At 73.0% G+C, this 19,383-nt stretch carries 18 protein-coding genes; 11 read left to right on the top strand and 7 right to left on the bottom strand.

The annotated features are described in order from the left end of the window. Positions 1-66: 66 nt before the first annotated feature. Genes ACF061_RS14935 through ACF061_RS14950 form a run of 4 tightly spaced genes read right to left on the bottom strand, consistent with a single transcriptional unit; the run spans position 67 to position 2,366 of the window. Entirely contained in the window at positions 67-441 is a 375-nt protein-coding gene (locus ACF061_RS14935; RefSeq protein WP_392267274.1) for a hypothetical protein, read from the bottom strand. A 20-nt stretch (positions 442-461) separates the two neighbouring features. Further along, a complete protein-coding gene (locus ACF061_RS14940) occupies positions 462-977 on the bottom strand; it encodes a roadblock/LC7 domain-containing protein (protein ID WP_392267275.1) in 516 nt (171 codons plus the stop codon). 13 nt (positions 978-990) lie between these two features. Further along, positions 991-1,977: a hypothetical protein gene (locus tag ACF061_RS14945; RefSeq protein ID WP_392267276.1), complete on the bottom strand. Its 987-nt coding sequence runs from the start codon at positions 1,975-1,977 to the stop codon at positions 991-993. Next, positions 1,974-2,366, bottom strand: coding sequence for a hypothetical protein (locus ACF061_RS14950; RefSeq protein ID WP_392267277.1), 393 nt, complete (start codon positions 2,364-2,366; stop codon positions 1,974-1,976). Before ACF061_RS14950 ends, ACF061_RS14945 begins: the two co-directional genes overlap by 4 nt. A 520-nt stretch (positions 2,367-2,886) precedes the next feature. Between ACF061_RS14950 and hutU the strand changes: the two genes are divergently transcribed. The 4 genes from hutU (at position 2,887) to hutI (ending at position 8,520) form a co-directional block, all read left to right on the top strand. Further along, on the top strand, positions 2,887-4,551 hold the full coding sequence (gene hutU, locus ACF061_RS14955; protein WP_392267278.1) for a urocanate hydratase: 1,665 nt from the start codon (positions 2,887-2,889) through the stop codon (positions 4,549-4,551). 146 nt (positions 4,552-4,697) lie between these two features. After that, positions 4,698-5,957 (top strand): allantoate amidohydrolase, encoded by a 1,260-nt coding sequence (locus ACF061_RS14960; RefSeq protein WP_392267330.1) that lies wholly within the window; start codon positions 4,698-4,700, stop codon positions 5,955-5,957. Then, on the top strand, positions 5,954-7,303 hold the full coding sequence (locus ACF061_RS14965) for a formimidoylglutamate deiminase (protein WP_392267279.1): 1,350 nt from the start codon (positions 5,954-5,956) through the stop codon (positions 7,301-7,303). Before ACF061_RS14960 ends, ACF061_RS14965 begins: the two co-directional genes overlap by 4 nt. Before the next feature lie 26 nt (positions 7,304-7,329). Continuing rightward, complete coding sequence (gene hutI / locus ACF061_RS14970) at positions 7,330-8,520, top strand: imidazolonepropionase (protein ID WP_392267280.1); 1,191 nt, start codon at positions 7,330-7,332, stop codon at positions 8,518-8,520. Between the two features lie 79 nt (positions 8,521-8,599). Here the strand turns inward: hutI and ACF061_RS14975 are convergent, their stop codons facing one another. Beyond that, complete coding sequence (locus ACF061_RS14975) at positions 8,600-9,505, bottom strand: RNA polymerase sigma factor SigF (RefSeq protein ID WP_392267281.1); 906 nt, start codon at positions 9,503-9,505, stop codon at positions 8,600-8,602. 239 nt (positions 9,506-9,744) lie between these two features. Here ACF061_RS14975 and ACF061_RS14980 point away from each other — a divergent pair, with 239 nt between their 5' ends. Both ACF061_RS14980 and ACF061_RS14985 read left to right on the top strand, forming a co-directional pair. Further along, entirely contained in the window at positions 9,745-10,122 is a 378-nt protein-coding gene (locus ACF061_RS14980) for an STAS domain-containing protein (RefSeq protein ID WP_392267282.1), read from the top strand. A gap of 260 nt (positions 10,123-10,382) precedes the next feature. Then, the gene (locus tag ACF061_RS14985; RefSeq protein WP_392267283.1) at positions 10,383-10,913 is read left to right on the top strand and encodes an ATP-binding protein; all 531 of its coding nucleotides are present in this window, start codon (positions 10,383-10,385) and stop codon (positions 10,911-10,913) included. 505 nt (positions 10,914-11,418) lie between these two features. Here ACF061_RS14985 and ACF061_RS14990 read toward each other — a convergent pair. Further along, positions 11,419-12,915 (bottom strand): oligopeptide:H+ symporter, encoded by a 1,497-nt coding sequence (locus ACF061_RS14990; RefSeq protein ID WP_392267284.1) that lies wholly within the window; start codon positions 12,913-12,915, stop codon positions 11,419-11,421. Positions 12,916-13,488: 573 nt separating this feature from the next. On the opposite strand from ACF061_RS14990, the gene ACF061_RS14995 reads away from it, so the two are divergent. Together ACF061_RS14995 and ACF061_RS15000 are read left to right on the top strand one after the other, a co-directional pair. Next, positions 13,489-14,166 carry a response regulator transcription factor gene (locus ACF061_RS14995; RefSeq protein WP_020940464.1) on the top strand — a complete coding sequence of 226 codons (678 nt, stop codon included), beginning with the start codon at positions 13,489-13,491 and terminating at the stop codon, positions 14,164-14,166. 37 nt (positions 14,167-14,203) lie between these two features. Then, positions 14,204-15,475 (top strand): ATP-binding protein, encoded by a 1,272-nt coding sequence (locus ACF061_RS15000; protein WP_392267285.1) that lies wholly within the window; start codon positions 14,204-14,206, stop codon positions 15,473-15,475. A 72-nt stretch (positions 15,476-15,547) separates the two neighbouring features. Here ACF061_RS15000 and ACF061_RS15005 read toward each other — a convergent pair whose 3' ends face one another. Continuing rightward, positions 15,548-16,168, bottom strand: a complete 621-nt coding sequence (locus ACF061_RS15005) for a GtrA family protein (RefSeq protein ID WP_392267286.1) — start codon at positions 16,166-16,168, stop codon at positions 15,548-15,550. A 219-nt stretch (positions 16,169-16,387) separates the two neighbouring features. On the opposite strand from ACF061_RS15005, the gene ACF061_RS15010 reads away from it, so the two are divergent. From ACF061_RS15010 to ACF061_RS15020, 3 genes are all read left to right on the top strand, one after another. Further along, positions 16,388-17,566 (top strand): 5-(carboxyamino)imidazole ribonucleotide synthase, encoded by a 1,179-nt coding sequence (locus ACF061_RS15010; RefSeq protein ID WP_392267287.1) that lies wholly within the window; start codon positions 16,388-16,390, stop codon positions 17,564-17,566. A gap of 65 nt (positions 17,567-17,631) precedes the next feature. Then, positions 17,632-18,147 (top strand): 5-(carboxyamino)imidazole ribonucleotide mutase, encoded by a 516-nt coding sequence (gene purE / locus ACF061_RS15015; protein WP_392267331.1) that lies wholly within the window; start codon positions 17,632-17,634, stop codon positions 18,145-18,147. A gap of 4 nt (positions 18,148-18,151) precedes the next feature. After that, entirely contained in the window at positions 18,152-19,330 is a 1,179-nt protein-coding gene (locus ACF061_RS15020) for a dipeptidase (protein WP_392267288.1), read from the top strand. Positions 19,331-19,383 lie beyond the last annotated feature (53 nt).

The following is a 19,383-nucleotide window of genomic DNA, read 5'->3' on the forward strand; positions in this document are numbered from 1 at the left end:
GTCTGCCGCGTCACCAGGAGGCGCTGTCCTCGCGGGAGGGGGGCACTGTCCTGGTGGGCGGGCGGGTCAGACCTCCAGGTCCTGTTCGATCCTCTTCAGCTGGTGGCGGGCCATGGCCAGGTTGGCGCGCTTGGCGTCCAGGGCCAGGTAGAGGAAGAGGCCGTTGCCGCCGCGCCCGCTGAGCAGGCGGATCAGGTGGTACTGGTCGGTCAGGGTGATCAGGATGTCCTCGATCTCGCCCTTGAGGCCGAGGTGTTCCATGGTGCGCATCTTGGCCCGGACGACGTCGGTGTTGCCGGCGGCGGCGACGTTCAGGTCGAAGGTCTTGCTGCCGCCCATCGTGCCCAGCGCCATGCCGCTGGTGTAGTCGACGAGCGCGACTCCGGTGGCGCCCTCGATGGAGGCGAGCGCTTCCTTCAGGCAGGTCTCGGTGTTGGCCATGGCCGGGTCTCCTTGTTCCGTCAGCTTTCGGTTGCGGCAGGCGTGTTGGGGCCTGGCGCGGTGCCCGTGGCGCGGGCCGCGCGGGTGGTTCTGGTGTGTGGGGCGGTGGTCCTGGCGGCCGCTCTCGCGGGCCTCGCCGGCGCCCGGCCGGTGTCCCGGGCCGTCGCCTCGGCGTCGACGATTTCACCGATGCGGGCGCCGGCCCGGCGGCCCTCCAGATGGAGGCGGCCGACGTTGACGCGGTCCTGGGCGAGCAGGGTCAGCACGGCGGTGCGGCCGGCCGCGTAGGTGGCGACGTAGCCGTGGTCGCCCCGCACGAGCAGTTCGCGCAGGCCGCCCTGGCCGGTCAGGTCCGTCATGCGTACGGCGACGCCGAGCGCGGTCGCGGTCAGGGCGGCCACGCTCTCCGGCTCCACGCCCGGGGTGTCGTGGGCCAGTACGAGGCCGTCGACGCTCGCGGCGAGGGCGCCGGTGAGCTGCGGGACTCGGGCTCTCAGCCGGCGCAGCTCGTCCAGGATCTCGGGCTCGGCTGCCATCCGGTGTCTCCTCTCAAAGGGCCTCCAGCGCATCCCTGAGCCTTTTCAGCAGCGTGATGTGGGGGTCGGTGGTGTGCGCGAGCTGTTCGGTGGCGTAGGGCGCCGGTCCGGGGTCCGGCCGGCAGACCGTGCCGGGGTCCGGCCGGCAGACCGTGCCGGGGTTGGGCCGGGCGGCCGCCCCGGGAGTCGGCCAGGGGTCCGGTCCGGTGTCCGTGTTCTGGTGCTGCCGGGGTCCCGGCCAGGGTTCCTGCCCGGTGTCCGGCGCTTGCGGCGAGGGCGGCGGCTGTGGCGCGAGGAGGCCCGCGGCCGCCAGCCGTCGTACGTCCACGAGCGTGTGGAACGCCTGCCGGCCCAGTTCCCGGGCCAGGTCGGTGGCCGTGCGGGTGCCGTCGGCACGGTCGAGGAGGGCCTGCTGGCGGGGGGTGGGCCTCGGCGCCGCGGTGGTGTGCGTCCGCGTCAGCGGGGCGCTGTCCGGCCGTGGGTCGGGCCAGATGCGGTGCAGCAGGTCGCGGCGGCGCAGTGTCTCGCGTTCCAGGGCGGCGACCGGGACCGGCAGGACGGGGCCGAGCCGGTGGGCGGGGCCGTAGCGGAAGCGGCCCGGGGTGCTGCTCGGGGCGAGGGCGAAGTAGGCGGCGTCGTAGAGCGCGCCCAGGTGGCACAGTTGCAGGGCGCCCTCGGCCAGGTGGCCGCCGGCCAGCAGGAACCGTGCGGCGCCGCGGTCCTCGTCGGCCCGGGCGAGCGCGTCCCGCCAGACGTCGGAGCGCACCGTGCCGTGCGCGGTGAGCAGGGCGTCCAGGCCCGGGGCCAGTGGGCTCTCCACGTACGTCACCAGGCCGTCCGCCAGATGGAGGGTGCCGCGTTCGCGGACCAGGACGCCGGTGGCCCGCTCCTCGGCGAGCCGGATCAGCATCGGCGAGACGCCGCCCCGGTCCCGTTCCACGGCTGCCGCCTTGTCCCGTACCGGCAGCCGGGGCGGGGGAGGGGTGTCGAGCACGGTCATCCCAGCACCAGCCGCTCGGCCATCTCGCCCAGGCGTATGCGTGCCAGGGCGAGGTTGCCCTCCGCGCGCGTCAGCCACAGGTGCAGGAACACGCTGCTGTCGAAGGAGGTGTCCACGAACCGCAGCAGGTGGTAGCTGTCCCGGTTGCTGACGATCAGGTCCTCCACCGGGGGGCGTTCGCCGCCGGGTTCGTCGGCGGCGGCGAACGCCCCGTGCTCGGCGGCGAGCCGGGCCAGTTCTGCGGCCTCCGCCGCGGTGGTCTCGTGGTCGCCGCCCGGGGACTCCCCGACGGTGCCCAGGGCCAGTCCGCTCGTCCAGTCGACCAGCGCGGCGCCCCTGGCTCCGGGCAGCCGCATGGCTTCCAGCAGGCACTCGTCGATTCCGGGCACCGTGTGCTCCCCTCCCGCCTGGGGTTCGGCCTGAGTGGGGCAGACGCTACGCACGGTGCACGGGGGCGACGAGGGTTACGGCATTTTCCGGTGGAACATGCGACCGAGGGGCTAACGTGGGTCGACTGACCGGGTTTTCGTACCGGTTGTGCCGGGGCCTCCGGCATGTCCTCGGGCGCCCGGACGCACGGGCGCGTCGCCGGGCCGCCGCCGCGCGCCCCTTCGCCCCCGCTCCGTTCCGCGGTCCGCGGTGGCCGCCCGCGCGGCTCCCTCCCGCTCCCGCGGTCCCGTTCACCGATGTCGGCCGCCGTCCGGCGCCGTTCCCGGCGACCCGGCGTGGTCCGCCCGTGGTCCGCCGTGGTGCGCCGTGGCGCTCGGTCCTCCGCCGTCCGCCCGGCTCACCCGGCCGCTCCCGGGCGCCGCCGTGGCGGGCCCGTGTATTGACTAGCTCTATTCAGAGGTTCAGGATGTGAATAGGCGCACCAACAATCCCGTGGAAGCGACCGCCAGGAGGCAGACCATGTCAGGACCCCGCCCTGTTCGAGCACCGCGCGGCACGGAACTGAGCGCCCTGGGATGGCAGCAGGAGGCCGCCCTGCGGATGCTCCAGAACAACCTCGACCCCGAGGTCGCCGAACACCCCGACAAGCTGGTCGTCTACGGCGGCACCGGCAGGGCGGCCCGCGACTGGCGCTCCTTCGACGCCATGGTCCGCACCCTGCGGACCCTCAAGGCGGACGAGACGATGCTCGTCCAGTCCGGCCGCCCCGTCGGCGTCATGCAGACCCACGAGTGGGCGCCGCGCGTCCTGCTCGCCAACTCCAACCTCGTCGGCGACTGGGCGAACTGGGAGGAGTTCCGCCGCCTGGAGGCCCTCGGCCTGACCATGTACGGCCAGATGACCGCCGGCTCCTGGATCTACATCGGCACCCAGGGCATCCTCCAGGGCACCTACGAGACCTTCGCCGCCGTCGCCGCCAAGAAGTTCGGCGGCACGCTCGCCGGGACGATCACCCTCACCGCCGGCCTCGGCGGCATGGGCGGCGCCCAGCCGCTCGCGGTGACGATGAACGACGGCGTCGCCCTCTGCGTCGACTGCGACCCGCGCGCCATCGAGCGCCGCATCGAGCACCGCTACCTGGACGTGCGGGCCGACTCCCTCGACCACGCCCTCCAGTTGGCCGTCGAGGCGCGCGACCAGCGCAGGCCGCTGTCCATCGGCGTCCTCGGCAACGCCGCCGAGCTGGTCCCGCAGCTCCTCGCCATGGGCGCGCCCATCGACATCGTCACCGACCAGACCTCAGCCCACGACCCGCTGTCGTACCTGCCGGTCGGCGTCGCCTTCGAGGACATGGCCGAGGCCGCCGCCAAGGACCCGGCGGGCTTCACCACCCGGGCCCGGGAGTCCATGGCCCGGCACGTGGAGGCGATGGTCGGCTTCATGGACGCCGGCGCCGAGGTCTTCGACTACGGCAACTCGATCCGCGGCGAGGCCCGACTGGCGGGGTACGACCGGGCGTTCGCCTTCCCCGGGTTCGTCCCCGCCTACATCCGGCCGCTGTTCTGCGAGGGCAAGGGCCCGTTCCGCTGGGCCGCGCTGTCGGGCGAGGCGTCCGACATCGCCAGGACCGACAAGGCGATCCTGGAACTGTTCCCCGAGAACGAGTCCCTGGCGCGCTGGATCAAGATGGCCGGTGAGCGCGTCCACTTCCAGGGCCTGCCCGCACGCATCTGCTGGCTCGGCTACGGCGAGCGGGACAAGGCCGGCGAGCGGTTCAACGACATGGTCGCGAGCGGTGAACTCGCCGCGCCGGTCGTCATCGGCCGCGACCACCTCGACTGCGGCTCCGTCGCCTCCCCGTACCGGGAGACCGAGGCCATGCTCGACGGGTCCGACGCGATCGCCGACTGGCCGCTGCTCAACGCCATGGTGAACGTGGCGTCGGGCGCGTCGTGGGTCTCCGTCCACCACGGCGGCGGGGTCGGCATGGGCCGCTCCATCCACGCCGGCCAGGTGACGGTCGCCGACGGCACTGCGCTCGCCGGCGAGAAGATCCGCCGGGTCCTCACCAACGACCCCGGCATGGGCGTGATCCGGCACGTGGACGCCGGGTACGACATCGCGGAGTCGGTGGCCAACGAGCGGGGCGTGCGGGTGCCGATGCGCGAGGGTGAGGGCGCGTGACCTCCGGCAGCGACGGCCGCGGCGGCAGCGGTCCGGTGCCGTCGCCGGATGCCGTCCCGGCCGTGCCCGCCCTCCCCAGGGGACCCGAGGCCGGCTCCGGCCCGGCGGGGGCCCCCGGCGCCGAGCCGAACGAGGCCCCGCGCCCGGTGCGGTGCGAGGACGGTGGGACCCCGCGGCCCGCGACCGGGAGTTCCTTCCACGAGATGTGGCGGGAGCTCGCTCCCGTCGGGCGCCATTCCGGGTCCGGCGGCTACCGCCGGTTCGCGTGGAGCGCGGCCGACGCCGAGTGCCGGGCCTGGTTCGAGGACCAGGCCCGGGCACGGGGCCTGTTCCACGAGGTCGACCGGAACGGGAACCAGTGGGCCTGGCTCGGGGACCCCGCCGCCGGGGACGCCGTGGTGACCGGCTCGCACCTGGACTCGGTGCCCGACGGCGGCGCCTTCGACGGGCCCCTCGGGGTGGTGTCGGCCTTCGCCGCGCTGGACGAACTGCGCCGCGGGGGAGCGCGGTTCACCAGGCCGTTCGCCGTCGTCAACTTCGGTGACGAGGAGGGCGCGCGGTTCGGGCTGGCCTGTGTCGGCTCGCGGCTGACCGCGGGCCGGCTCACCGCCGAGCGGGCGCGCCGGCTGACGGACGGTGACGGCATCACCCTGCCCGGGGCCATGGAGGCCGCCGGCTACGACCCCGACGCCGTCGGCCCGGACCCGGAGCGCCTCGCGCGCATCGGGGCCTTCGTCGAACTCCACGTCGAGCAGGGGCGGGCCCTCGACCTCACCGGGGACCCCGTCGGCGTCGCCGGCGCGATCTGGCCGCACGGGCGGTGGCGGTTCGACTTCCGGGGCGAGGCCAACCACGCCGGCACCACCCGGACGGCCGACCGGCGCGACCCGATGCTGTCGTACGCCGAGACGGTGCTGGCCGCCCGGCGCGAGGCCGAACTCGCCGGCGCCGTCGCCACCTTCGGCAAGATCGCCGTGGAACCGAACGGGGTCAACGCCATCCCGTCCCTGGTGCGCGGCTGGCTCGACTCCCGCGCCGCCGACCAGCAGAGCCTGGACGCGGTGGTCACCGGTGTCGAGAAGGCGGCCCGCGAGTACGCCGCGGCCCACGGGGTGGACCTCGACGTGGTCCGCGAGTCCTTCACGCCCGTGGTGGAGTTCGACCACGCCCTGCGCGACGAACTCGCCCGCATCCTGGGCCGGACCACCGGCCGCACGGTTCCCGTCCTCGGCACCGGCGCCGGACACGACGCCGGAATCCTGTCCGGGAGCATCCCGACCGCCATGCTGTTCGTGCGCAACCCCACCGGTGTCTCGCACTCCCCGGCCGAGTTCGCGGCCGAGGACGACTGCGTGGCCGGGGTGCGCGCACTCGCCGACGTACTGGAAGGACTGGCCTGCACGTGAGCGACACCCAGCGGACGCGGTCGTACTGGCTGGAGCGGGCCTGGCTCGGCACGCACGTCGAGCCGGGCGTGGCGCTCGACGTGCGCGACGGCCGCATCGCGGCCGTCCGCACGGGCGTGCCCACCGCGCCCCCGGGCGCCGAACCCCTGCGCGGCCTCACCCTCCCCGGGCTCGCCGACGCCCACAGCCACGCCTTCCACCGGGCCCTGCGCGGCACCGTCCAGGTCGGCTCCGGGACCTTCTGGACCTGGCGCGAGGTCATGTACGCCACCGCCGACCGGCTCACCCCGGAGACCTACCACGCGCTCGCCCGCGCGGTGTACGCCGAGATGGCGCTGGCCGGGATCACGGCGGTCGGCGAGTTCCACTACGTCCACCACGCCCCCGGCGGCACCCGCTACGCCGACCCCAACGCGATGGGCGAGGCCCTGATCGCGGCCGCCGCCGAGGCCGGGGTGCGCATCACCCTGCTGGACACCTGCTACCTGTCCGCCGGCTTCGGACAGCCCCCCGGCCACCACCAGCTCCGCTTCAGCGACGGCACCGCCGAGGCCTGGGCCGAACGCTGCTCGCGGCTGGAGGAGCGGGAGCACGCGCGCATCGGCGCCGCCGTCCACTCGGTGCGGGCCGTGCCCGCGCGGGAGCTGGCCACGGTGGCACGGTGGGCCGAGGAGCGGCACGCCCCGCTCCATGTGCACCTGTCCGAGCAGACCGCCGAGAACGACGCCTGCCTGGAGGCCCACGGCTGCACGCCGACCCGGCTGCTCGCCGACCACGGCGTCCTCGGCCCGCGCACGACAGGTGTGCACAACACCCACCTCACCGACGCCGACATCGCCCTGCTCGGCGACTCCGGCACCGGCACCTGCATGTGCCCGACCACGGAGCGGGACCTGGCCGACGGCATCGGACCCGCCCTCGCCCTCCAGCGCGCCGGCTCCCCCCTCTCCCTGGGCTCCGACAGCCACGCCGTCATCGACCTGCTCGAAGAGGCCCGCGCGATGGAGCTGAACGAGCGGCTGCGCAGCCGGACCCGAGGTCACTGGACGGCCGCCGCGCTGCTGCGCGCCGCCACCGCCGACGGCCACGCGGCCCTCGGCTGGACCGAGGCGGGCACCCTCGCCCCCGGCGCCCTCGCCGACTTCACGACGATCGCGCTGGACTCCGTCAGGACCGCGGGGACACTGCCCCGACTCGGCGCCGAGACGGCCGTGTTCGCGGCTACCGCGGCGGACGTGCGGCACACGGTCGTGGCCGGGCGGCACATCGTGCGCGACGGCGCGCACACCCTCGTACCCGACGTGCCGCGGGCCCTGACCGCCGCCGTCGAAGCCCTGCGCGGCTGAATCCCGACGCCATCACCGAGGACACCATGACCAGCGCGAGCACCAGCACCAGCACCGTCATCACCAACATCGCCACGCTCGTCACCAACGACCCCCGGCTGGGCGACGGGTCCCCGCTCGGCCTGGTCCGGGACGCGGCCGTCGTCATCGACGGCGACCGCGTCGCGTGGACCGGGGAGTCGGGCCGGGCGCCCGCCGCCGACCGGCGGATCGACGCGGGCGGCAGGGCGGTGCTCCCGGGCTTCGTGGACTCCCACTCGCACCTGGTGTTCGCGGGCGACCGCACCGAGGAGTTCAACGCCCGCATGTCCGGCCGGGCCTACAGCGCCGGCGGCATCCGCACCACGGTCGCCGCCACCCGCGCCGCGAGCGACGGGGAACTGGAGGCCAACCTCACCCGGTACCTCGCCGAGGCCCTGCGCCAGGGCACCACGACGTTCGAGACCAAGTCCGGCTACGGGCTCACCGTCGCCGACGAGGCCCGCGCCCTGCGCATCGCCGCCCGGCACACCGACGAGGTCACCTACCTCGGCGCGCACATCGTCTCCCCGGACTACGCCGAGGACCCCGCGGCCTACGTGGCCCTGGTCACCGGTGAGATGCTCCGGGCCTGCGCCCCGCACGCCCGCTGGATCGACGTCTTCTGCGAGAAGGGCGCCTTCGACGGCGACCAGGCCCGCGCGATCCTCACGGCGGGCAGGGCCGCGGGGCTGCGCCCGCGCGTCCACGCCAACCAGCTCTCCCACGGCCCCGGTGTGCAGCTCGCCGTCGAACTCGACGCGGCCAGCGCCGACCACTGCACCCACCTCACCGACGCGGACGTCGACGCGCTCGCCCACAGCGGCACGGTCGCCACGCTGCTGCCCGGCGCCGAGTTCTCCACCCGCGCCGAGTGGCCCGACGCCCGCCGCCTCCTGGACGCCGGCGCCACCGTCGCCCTGTCCACCGACTGCAACCCCGGCTCGTCCTTCACGTCCTCGGTGCCGTTCTGCATCGCGCTGGCGGTACGGGACATGGGGATGACGCCGGACGAGGCGGTCTGGTCGGCCACCGCGGGCGGCGCGGCGGCCCTGCGCCGCGACGACGTCGGCCGGCTCGCCCCCGGCGCCCGTGCCGACCTGATCGTCCTCGACGCCCCCAGCCACGTCCACCTGGCCTACCGTCCGGGTGTGCCCCTGGTGGACCAGGTGTGGCGGCGGGGCGTGCGCGAGGTCTGAGGAGCGGACCGGCGACGGGAACGCCCGTCCGGCGCCCGCTCGGGCGCCGGACGCAGCGGCATGTCATCCGGTCCTCCGGTCACTCCACGACCATGAGCCCCTTGCGCAGGCGCACCAGCGTGCGCGACAGCAGCCGTGAGACGTGCATCTGCGAGATGCCCAGTTCCTCGCCGATCTCCGACTGGGTCATGTTGGCGACGAACCGCAGGGACAGGATCTTGCGGTCCCGGGAGGGCAGTTCGGCGATCAGCGGCTTCAGCGACTCGACGTACTCGATGCCCTCGATCCCGTGGTCCTCGTAGCCGATGCGGTCCGCGAGCGCGCCCTCGGACTCGTGCTCCTCGGGCTGGGCGTCCAGCGACGAGGCGGTGTACGCGTTCGACGCCGCCATGCCCTCGACCACCTCCTCGGCGGACAGACCGAGGTGTCCGGCCAGTTCCGCGACGGTGGGGGCGCGGTCCAGCCGCTGGGCCAGTTCGTCACCGGCCTTGGCCAGTTCCAGCCGCAGTTCCTGGAGCCGGCGCGGAACGCGCACGGACCACGAGGTGTCCCGGAAGAAGCGCTTGATCTCGCCGATGATGGTTGGCATCGCGAAGGTCGGGAACTCGACGCCGCGAGAGAGCTCGAAACGGTCGATCGCCTTGATCAGGCCGATGGTGGCGACCTGGATGATGTCCTCCATGGGCTCGCTGCGGGAGCGGAAGCGGGAGGCGGCGAACTTGACCAGGGCGAGGTTGAGTTCGACGAGGGTGTTGCGCACGTACGAGTACTCGTGGGTCCCTTCCTCCAGGGACTCCAGGCGCTCGAAGAGGGTGACGGACAGGGCCCGGGCGTCGTCCGGGGCCACCTCGTCGTACGGGGGGATGTCCGGGAGTCCGGCCAGAGCGTCCTCTGCGCCGATCGGCCCCTGGCGGACCGGAGTGGGTGTCGACGTCGCCCTCGGGGTGTGCGAGGCGTCGAGCCGGGATGACATGATGTCCTCCATCGTTCTCGGCATAAGGCTGCCGAAGCCAGTTCGTGCACTGCGGTGTGCGGCGCCTCCAAAGCCGGCCGTGTCGGGTGCGTGTCTCTACTAGCCCTACCCGCTTTACCTGGGCAGCCGCAAGTGCGTTCTGTGGAGATATGTCCGTTTGTGTGCGGTTGTTCGGGTGTTGGAGCGGTGCGGGAAGGCGTAATGTTCGAGCACGTCAGTCAGCAGCCAAGACACCGGGAGAGAGAGACGGCATGGACCGCGGGACGGTCGGCAGTGCACAGTCGGGCCGGCTTCTGGTGGAGGTGCGCCAAGAGGGTTCCAGCGCCGTCGTGACACCGGCGGGTGAACTGGACCACCACACGGCCGATCTGCTGCGTGAGCCGCTCGACGAGTGCCTCGACAAGGGGCGCTCGCGCCTGGTGGTGGACTGTTCGCGCCTGGAGTTCTGCGACTCCACGGGGCTGAACGTGCTGCTCGGAGCGCGGCTCAAGGCGGAGGCGGCCGGGGGAGGTGTGCATCTCGCCGGGATGCTGCCGGTGGTCGCCCGGGTGTTCGAGATCACCGGGGCGGACGCGGTCTTCAGCGTCCACGCCACGCTCGAGGAGGCTCTGGCCGACGAGACCGGCTGAGCCGGTCCGCCGGACCGGCGACGTGTCTCGTCCGGATCCAGCGGCGTCCTCGGGCCGGCCCGTGCCGGGCGTCATGTCCCAGGGGCCGGAAAACGGGGGGTGTTCAGCGGGATCGGTCGGGCAGGAGTCATCCTGTGAACGGACCGGTGGCCCGGACCGGGAGCCGGAGAGCGGCTTATTGCGTGTGTAGGGGTGTACCCCATGTACGTGTGCAGTGATTTCTGAATCGTGAACTGGTGAATCGGTGAGGTGAAGCGCTGATGAGCACCACCCGGCCTTGCTCGCCGGGCGACCGCGGCCCGGAGCCGAGCGGCGCTTCCGGGGTGTCCGAGGGCGGCGCGTCGGCGTCCGCGGCGGCCGTGCCGGCGGTCCCGTCGGGGGGCCGTCAGGTCCGCAGGCTGGGCTTCGACGGCGAGAGCGGCGTCGTGCCGCTCGCCCGCGACTTCACCCGCCAGGCGCTGTACGCGTGGGGCTGGCTGCCCGCCGGCTCCGCCGACCAGCGGGCGGCCGCCGAGGACGTGCTCCTCGTCGTCTCCGAGCTGGTCACCAACGCCTGCCTGCATGCCGAGGGCCCGGAGCAGATGGAGCTCACCTGCGACAACAAGGTGATCCGCATCGAGGTCTCCGATCGCGGCACCGGCCAGCCCGCCCCGCGCACCCCGCACCGCGCCGGTCGCCCCGGCGGCCACGGCATGTTCATCGTCCAGCGCCTGTGCCTCGACTGGGGCGTCGTACGCGCCCCGGGCATCGCGGGCAAGAAGGTGTGGGCGGAGCTCGGAGCGCCCGCCTAGGCCGGCGTTACGCCGGACGCCGCCCTCGCCGGGTGGCGCCTTTTCGGCGGCGCCTCTCCCTCTCCAGCGCGCCGGACCCCACGGGTCCGGCGCGCTTCGCGTCGTGCCACGGCCGGAGCACCCGGCGTCGGTCGGCGGCCGGAGTACCGGCGCCGGTCGGCGGCCGGGGCGCCGAGGCCGTCGCCGGGTGCGCGCCGCCGTACGGTCCTGCGCGGGGCTGCGCCGGGCCGCCCGTCCGCCGTCCGGTCCCGCGCGGGGCCGCCCGTCCGCCGTCCGGTCCCGCGCGGGGCCGCCCGTCCGCCGTCCGGTCCCGCGCGGGGCCGCCCGTCCGCCGTCCGGTCCCGCGCAGGGCCGTCCGCCCGCCGTCCGGTCCCGCGCGGGGCCGTCCGCCCGCCGTCCGGGAACGCCGGAGGGCCACCGCGTCCGTACGGGATGCGGTGGCCCTCGGTGGAACGGCGGGGCCGTGCCACGCGCCCACGCGGGCACGCGGTACGGCCCGGGCGCGTCAGTGCACGTCGCCCATGAGCTCCTTGACCCTCTTGCGGTACATCCACACCGCCACGCCCGCGACGACCGCGAGGGCGGCCTCCAGCGTCACGATGCCCGTCTTGTTGAGGTTGACGCCGGCGATGGAGAGCAGGCCGGTGGTGGCGTCACCGGCGGTGACGGCCAGGAACCACACACCCATCATCTGGGAGGCGTACTTGGCGGGCGCCATCTTCGTGGTGACCGACAGACCCACCGGGGAGAGGGTCAGCTCACCCACGGTCTGCACGAAGTAGATGCCGACCAGCCACAGCGCGGCCGCCTTGTGACCGCCGTCGGCGATCCCCAGCGGCAGGAGGAAGAGGAAGAAGGAGAGACCGACGAGCACCAGGCCGGAGGCGAACTTCACGACCGTGCTCGGCTCCTTGCCGCGCCGGTTCAGCGCGAGCCACAGCCAGGCGAAGACCGGCGCCAGCGCCATGATCATGACCGGGTTGACCGACTGGTACCAGGAGACCGGGAACTCCCAGCCGAAGACGCTGTTCTTCGCGGACTCCTCGGCGAAGAGCGAGAGGGTCGAACCACCCTGGTCGTAGATCATCCAGAACACGGCGGCGGCGACGAAGAACCAGATGTACGCCGACATCTTGGACTGCTCGGCGCGGTCGAGCTCCTTGTCCCGCTTGATGCGGGCGATGACCAGCACCGGGATGAGCAGACCGGCGGCGGTGATCGGGACCAGCAGCCAGTTCAGCGTGTACACGCCGGAGAAGCCGACGATCGCGTAGAAGACCACCGCGACGGCCGCCCACAGGGCGGACTTGCGCAGCGTGGACGCCTTCTCGGCGGGGGTCAGCGGCTTCGGGACGATGTCCGAGTCCTTGGACAGGTGGCGGCTGCCCAGCAGGAACTGGCCCAGGCCCACGGCCATGCCGAGCGCGGCGAGGGCGAAGCCCAGGTGCCAGTTGACGTTCTCGCCGATGGTGCCGATGACCAGTGGGGCGATGAAACCGCCGAGGTTGATGCCCACGTAGAAGATGGAGAACCCACCGTCACGGCGCGGGTCGTCCGGGCCCTTGTAGAGGTGGCCGACCATCGTGGAGATGTTCGACTTCAGCAGACCGGAACCGATGGCGACCAGACCGAGGCCGGCGTAGAAGGTGCCCGCCAGGGGCACGGCCAGCAGCAGGTGACCCAGCATGATCACCACGCCGGAGACCGCCACCGTCTTGCGCGGACCGAGGACCCGGTCCGCGACCCAGCCGCCCGGCAGGGCGAGCAGGTAGACGAGCGACAGGTACACCGAGTAGATCGCGGTCGCGGTGGCCGCGTTCATGTGGAGCCCGGCCGGGGCCACCAGGTACAGCGGGAGCAGGGCCTTCATGCCGTAGTAGGAGAAGCGCTCCCACATCTCGGTCATGAAGAGTGTGGCCAGGCCGCGGGGGTGGCCGAAGAAGGTCTTCTCGGAACCGGGGGTGCCCGGACGGACCGAGTCCTTCGTCAGGCTGGACGCCATGGTCGTTCCTTGCTGGTCGGGACGCGCCTCGACGAGCGGGTGCGCGCCCGGTGGGGGGCTGGCCGGCACCGGCAGGGCCTGTCGTCCACCCCACGCCCAGGGGAGTCCGTCCCGGGTCGCGGGACGGCGGACGGCGGCCACCGGGATCCACGCCCCGCGGCGCGACGATGCGTCCAGCGAGGCCCGGCCCTAGGTCATTCCTTTCAAGGCCGGGCAGAACCGGCCCGCACGCAAAAGGGACCTTCGACGTCGTACAAGCGCCGAAGGCCCGCTGCGTGCTACAGGCGTTCAGCTCACCATACGGCAGGACACTGCCTGATATGGAAGGACTTGAGACACGGATCACAGGAAGCGACGGAACCGCACACACCCATTCGAAGGTGTAAGCAAGGATCGCACCATGGGTCCACCGGCCGTGCCGGACGCGGTGGACGGTTCGCGAGGGACCGGTGGAGAGCCCGCGACACCCTGTGCGGCGGGTGCGTACCGGCAGGCGGGAAGGTAAGAGCACCGGATGTCGATCACACCGCAGCACCGCCCCGGGGGGTGGCGCGGGCGGACTACCATCACTCCATGACCCGTGTACTGCTCGCCGAGGACGACGCGTCCATCTCGGAGCCGCTGGCCCGCGCACTGCGCCGGGAAGGTTACGAGGTCGAGGTGCGTGAGGACGGACCCACCGCGCTCGACGCCGGAATGCAGGGCGGTGTCGACCTGGTCGTGCTGGACCTCGGTCTGCCCGGTATGGACGGCCTGGAGGTCGCCCGCCGGCTCCGGGCCGACGGCCACACCGTGCCCATCCTGATCCTCACCGCGCGCGCCGACGAGGTGGACACCGTCGTCGGCCTGGACGCGGGCGCCGACGACTACGTGACCAAGCCGTTCCGGCTCGCCGAACTGCTCGCCCGGGTACGGGCCCTGCTGCGGCGCGGCGCCGCCGAGCCGCAGCAGCCGCCCGCCACCCACGGCGTGCGCATCGACGTGGAGTCCCACCGCGCCTGGATGGGCGACGAGGAACTCCAGCTCACCGCGAAGGAGTTCGACCTGCTGCGGGTGCTCGTGCGGGACGCGGGCCGGGTCGTCACCCGGGACCAGCTCATGCGCGAGGTCTGGGACACCACCTGGTGGTCGTCGACCAAGACCCTCGACATGCACATCTCCTGGCTGCGCAAGAAGCTCGGCGACGACGCGGCGAACCCCCGGTACATCGCGACGGTACGGGGCGTCGGCTTCCGTTTCGAGAAGAGCTGAGCGGCCCCGCGGCCCGGGTCCCGGCAGGTAAGAGGTCATGCGCCGACGACTGATCCAGTCCACGCTCGCCGTGGTGCTCGTCGTGATCGCCGTCTTCGGCGTCTCCCTGGTGATCGTGGAGACCCGGACGATCAGCAACAGCGCGCAGGAGCGGGTCGACTCCGAGGCGCTGCGGCTGGCCAGCATCGTCGACAGCCGGCTGCTGGGCGCGGAGACCGTCAACGGGGAGATCCTGCGCGACCAGGTGGCGCCGGGCCAGTACGCGGTGATCGGCATCCCCGGGCGCCCACCGATCAAGGTGGGCGACAAGGTGTCCGGGGAGGTGATCCACTCCACGGCCAGGGGCGAGCAGGGCGAGACGGTCCGGATCGAGGAGCCCCGCTCGTCCGTCACCCGCGAGGTCGGCCGCACCCTGTTGATCATCGGGCTGGTCGCGCTGCTGGCGGTGGTGGCCGCGGTGCTCCTCGCGATCCGCCAGGCCAACCGCCTCGCCTCGCCGCTCACCGACCTCGCCGAGACCGCCGAACGCCTCGGCTCGGGCGACCCGCGCCCCCGTCACAAGCGGTACGGCGTCCCCGAGCTGGACCGCGTCGCCGACGTGCTGGACGGCTCCGCCGAGCGCATCGCCCGCATGCTGACCGCCGAGCGGCGCCTGGCCGCCGACGCCTCCCACCAGCTCCGCACTCCGCTGACCGCGCTGTCCATGCGCCTGGAGGAGATCACCCTCACCGACGACCCGGAGACGGTGAAGGAGGAGGCGAACGTCGCGCTCACCCAGGTCGAGCGGCTGACCGACGTGGTGCAACGCCTGCTGACGAACTCGCGCGACCCGCGCACCGGCTCCGCCGTCGCCTTCGACATCGACGAGGTCATCCAGCAGCAGATCGCCGAGTGGCGCCCCGCCTACCGCAGCGCCGGCCGGGCCATCGTCAGCTCCGGCAAGCGGCACCTGCGGGCGGTGGGCACCCCGGGCGCGGTCGCCCAGGTGCTGGCCGCGCTGATCGAGAACTCCCTCATGCACGGCGGCGGCACGGTGGCACTGCGCACCCGTGTGACCGGCAACCAGGCGGTCGTGGAGGTCACCGACGAGGGACCCGGGGTCCCCGCCGACCTGGGCGCCCGGATCTTCGAACGCACGATCAGCGGACGCAACTCCACCGGTATCGGACTGGCGGTCGCCCGCGACCTGGCGGAGGCCGACGGCGGCCGTCTGGAGCTGCTCCAGGCCCAGCCGCCGGTGTTCGGCCTGTTCCTCTCGCGCACGCCACCGGCGAAGAAGCCGGCGGAGGACCTGCCGACGGTGCGGTAGGCGAACGGCGAGCGGTGGCGGCGGCCCTGGGACACCGCCTGCCGCCACCGGGGACGGCGGACCGCCGAGCCGCTAGCGGAAGGCCTTAGGCCGCGGCTTCTTCGACTCGGCCCGCAGATAGGACTCCGCGTAGGCCACGGTCTCCGGGCCGGCCTCGAGCCCGGCCCCGTGCCCCGTCTCCCCGCCGGCCCCCTGGCCGGGCAGGGCGCGGAACACCCAGGTGCGGTAGGACCAGAAGCGGAACAGGGTCGCGATGCCGATGCCGAGGAACTTGAAGACGTTGCTCTGCAGCGGGCTGTCCCAGCCGAAGCCGTAGGTCGCCAGGAACAGCACGCCGTTCTCGATCACCAGACCGACCGCGCTGAACAGCAGGAACAGGGTCAGTTCCCGGGTACGGCCGCTCTTGTCCCGGTCCCGGTACGTGAAGTAGCGGAAACCGACGTAGTTGAAGACGATCGAGACGATGGTCGCGATGACGCTCGCCCGGACCACCTGGAGGTCGGTGATGTGTCGCACCAGGTTGAACACGAGCAGATTGACGAGGAGTCCCGCTCCGCCCACCGCGCCGAACTTGGCGACCTCGCTCCAGACCCGGCCGGCGCGCCGCAGCAGCGCGCCCCGGGGAACAGGGGAGGACGGAGGTGTCGGGGCGTCCGGAGGCGCCGCTCGGCGCCCCGAGGAACCATGTCCCATGGTCGTGCAGGCCCCCGTCCGGGTCGGTTTCGTAACCCCGCCATGCTATCCAGCGGCCCGGGCCCGCGCCTGCGGACCGGGCACGAGCTGGGGAACGGGTCGGAAAGAGTCCCGGAAAAGGCGGGAAAGAGACGGTGAGGGAGCCGTTCGGGGAGCGTTCGGCGGGCGGGCGGCAAGCGCGGGATCCGGCCGCGTCGGCGCGGCCGATACCCTAGGGGCGTGACGTTCCCGGTAGTCGGCATGGTCGGCGGTGGCCAGCTCGCTCGTATGACACACGAGGCGGGCATCCCGCTCGGCATCAGGTTCAAGCTTCTCAGTGACACACCCCAGGACTCCGCGGCACAGGTCGTGAGCGACGTCGTCATCGGCGACTACCGCGACCTGGAGACGCTGCGCGCCTTCGCGCGGGGCTGCGACGTGATCACCTTCGATCACGAGCACGTCCCCACCGAGCACCTGCGGGCCCTGGAGGCGGACGGCATCCCCGTGCGCCCCGGTCCCGACGCGCTCGTGCACGCCCAGGACAAGGGCGTGATGCGCGCGAAGCTCGACGCGCTGGGCGTGCCGTGCCCCCGGCACCGCATCGTGACCGATCCACAGGACGTGGCCGCCTTCGCCGCCGAGCTGGAGGAGTCCTCCGGCGAGGGCGGCGACGGGCGGCGGGCGGGCGGTTTCCCCGTGGTCCTGAAGACCGTCCGCGGCGGCTACGACGGCAAGGGCGTGTGGGTGGTCGACTCGGTCGAGGAGGCCGCCGCCCCGTTCCGGGCCGGTGTCCCCGTCCTGGCCGAGGAGAAGGTCGACTTCGTCCGCGAGCTGGCCGCCAACGTCGTACGCTCCCCGCACGGCCAGGCCGTGGCCTACCCGGTCGTGGAGTCGCGGCAGGTCGACGGCGTCTGCGACACGGTGATCGCCCCCGCCCCCGACCTGGACGAGGACCTCGCGCTGCACGCGGAGGAGATGGCCCTGCGGATCGCCAAGGAGCTCGACGTCGTCGGCCACCTGGCCGTGGAGCTGTTCCAGACCCGCGACGGCCGCGTCCTCGTCAACGAGCTGGCGATGCGCCCGCACAACTCAGGCCACTGGTCGATGGACGGCGCGATCACCTCGCAGTTCGCCAACCACGTCCGCGCGGTCCTGGACCTGCCGCTGGGCGACCCGCGCCCGCGCGCGAAGTGGACGGTCATGGTGAACGTCCTCGGCGGGGACTACCCCGACATGTACTCCGCGTACCTGCACTGCATGGCCCGCGACCCCCAGCTCAAGATCCACATGTACGGCAAGGACGTGAAGCCCGGCCGCAAGGTCGGGCACGTCAACACCTACGGCGATGACCTGGACGACGTGCTGGAGCGCGCCCGTCACGCAGCCGGCTACCTGAGAGGCACCATCACAGAATGAGCCCCGCCCACCCGTCGCCCGACCACCGTCCCTCGTCGAGCGCCGACGCGCGCGCCTTCCCCCTGGTGGGCATCGTCATGGGGTCGGACTCCGACTGGCCCGTCATGGAGGCCGCCGCCAAGGTCCTGGACGAGTTCGAGATCGCCTACGAGGTCGACGTCGTCTCCGCGCACCGCATGCCGCGCGAGATGATCGCCTACGGCGAGCACGCGGCCGAGCGCGGCCTGAAGGCGATCATCGCGGGTGCGGGCGGCGCCGCCCACCTGCCCGGCATGCTCGCCTCGGTCACCCCGCTGCCGGTGATCGGCGTGCCCGTGCCGCTGAAGTACCTGGACGGCATGGACTCGCTGCTCTCCATCGTGCAGATGCCGGCCGGTGTGCCGGTCGCGACGGTCTCGGTCGGCGGCGCGCGCAACGCGGGCCTGCTCGCCGCCCGGATCCTGGCGGCGCACGACGAGGACCTGCTGACCCGGATGCGGGAGTTCCAGCAGGACCTCAACGACCAGGCCACCGAGAAGGGCAAGCGGCTGCGCGCCAAGGTCGAGGGCGCGAACGGCTTCGGCTTCGGCCCGGGGAAGTGAGCGTGTGAGCTCCCTCGAACAGGCCCGGGAACTGCTGCGCGAGTTCCCGGTCGTCGACGGCCACAACGACCTGCCCTGGGCACTGCGCGAGCAGGTCCGCTACGACCTCGCCGCGCGTGACATCGCCACCGGTCAGGGCGCCCACCTGCACACCGACCTGCCCCGTCTGCGCGAGGGCGGCGTCGGTGCGCAGTACTGGTCGGTGTACGTCCGCGCGGACCTGCCCGACGCGGTGCCCGCGACGCTGGAGCAGATCGACTGCGTACGGCAGCTCCTCGCCCGCTACCCGGACCGGCTGGCACCCGCCCTGACCGCCGCCGACATGGAGGCGGCGCGCGGTGAGGGCCGGATCGCCTCGCTGATGGGCGCCGAGGGCGGCCACTCCATCGCGAACTCGCTGGGCACCCTGCGCGGCCTGTACGCGCTCGGCGTGCGCTACCTGACGCTCACCCACAACGACAACGTGGCGTGGGCGGACTCGGCCACGGACGAGCCGGGCGTGGGCGGACTGTCGGCCTTCGGCCGCGAGGTGGTGCGGGAGATGAACCGCCTCGGCATGCTGGTGGACCTCTCCCACGTGGCCGCGACGACCATGCGGGACGCCCTGGACACCTCCACGGCCCCGGTGATCTTCTCCCACTCCTCCGCCCGGGCCGTCTGCGACCACCCCCGCAACGTCCCGGACGACGTCCTGGAGCGACTGCCCGCCAACGGCGGCATGGCGATGGTGACGTTCGTGCCGAAGTTCGTGCTCCAGGCCGCCGTCGACTGGACCGCGGCGGCCGACGAGAACATGCGCGCGCACGGCCTGCACCACCTCGACACCACCGAGGAGGGCATGAAGGTCCACCGCGCCTTCGAGGAGACCAACCCCCGTCCGGTCGCCACCGTCGCCACGGTCGCCGACCACCTCGACCACATGCGCGAGGTCGCGGGCGTCGACCACCTCGGCATCGGCGGCGACTACGACGGGACGGCCTTCACCCCCGAGGGCCTGAACGACGTCTCCGGTTACCCGAACCTGATCGCCGAACTGCTGGACCGCGGCTGGTCGAGGACCGACCTGGCCAAGCTGACCTGGCAGAACGCGGTGCGGGTGCTGGGCGCCGCCGAGGACGTGGCCCGGGATCTGCGGGCCACGCGGCCGCCGTCCAACGCGACGATCGAGGACCTGGACGGCTGATCCCCGGTACCGGGGGGCGTCGGTTCACCTGCCCGACCGGTGGGATCCGGCGT

This window comes from Streptomyces sp. NPDC015220 (assembly GCF_043079345.1).
Taxonomy (GTDB): Bacteria; Actinomycetota; Actinomycetes; order Streptomycetales; family Streptomycetaceae; genus Streptomyces.

What these genes read in the sequence shown, in the direction of transcription:
- ACF061_RS14935 (WP_392267274.1), bottom strand. Translation starts at nt 441, where the DNA reads ATGGCCAACACCGAGACCTGCCTGAAGGAAGCGCTCGCCTCCATCGAG.
- ACF061_RS14940 (WP_392267275.1), bottom strand. Translation starts at nt 977, where the DNA reads ATGGCAGCCGAGCCCGAGATCCTGGACGAGCTGCGCCGGCTGAGAGCC.
- ACF061_RS14945 (WP_392267276.1), bottom strand. Translation starts at nt 1,977, where the DNA reads ATGACCGTGCTCGACACCCCTCCCCCGCCCCGGCTGCCGGTACGGGAC.
- hutU (WP_392267278.1), top strand. Translation starts at nt 2,887, where the DNA reads ATGTCAGGACCCCGCCCTGTTCGAGCACCGCGCGGCACGGAACTGAGC.
- hutI (WP_392267280.1), top strand. Translation starts at nt 7,330, where the DNA reads ATGACCAGCGCGAGCACCAGCACCAGCACCGTCATCACCAACATCGCC.
- ACF061_RS14975 (WP_392267281.1), bottom strand. Translation starts at nt 9,505, where the DNA reads ATGGAGGACATCATGTCATCCCGGCTCGACGCCTCGCACACCCCGAGG.
- ACF061_RS14980 (WP_392267282.1), top strand. Translation starts at nt 9,745, where the DNA reads ATGGACCGCGGGACGGTCGGCAGTGCACAGTCGGGCCGGCTTCTGGTG.
- ACF061_RS14985 (WP_392267283.1), top strand. Translation starts at nt 10,383, where the DNA reads ATGAGCACCACCCGGCCTTGCTCGCCGGGCGACCGCGGCCCGGAGCCG.
- ACF061_RS14990 (WP_392267284.1), bottom strand. Translation starts at nt 12,915, where the DNA reads ATGGCGTCCAGCCTGACGAAGGACTCGGTCCGTCCGGGCACCCCCGGT.
- ACF061_RS14995 (WP_020940464.1), top strand. Translation starts at nt 13,489, where the DNA reads ATGACCCGTGTACTGCTCGCCGAGGACGACGCGTCCATCTCGGAGCCG.
- ACF061_RS15000 (WP_392267285.1), top strand. Translation starts at nt 14,204, where the DNA reads ATGCGCCGACGACTGATCCAGTCCACGCTCGCCGTGGTGCTCGTCGTG.
- ACF061_RS15005 (WP_392267286.1), bottom strand. Translation starts at nt 16,168, where the DNA reads ATGGGACATGGTTCCTCGGGGCGCCGAGCGGCGCCTCCGGACGCCCCG.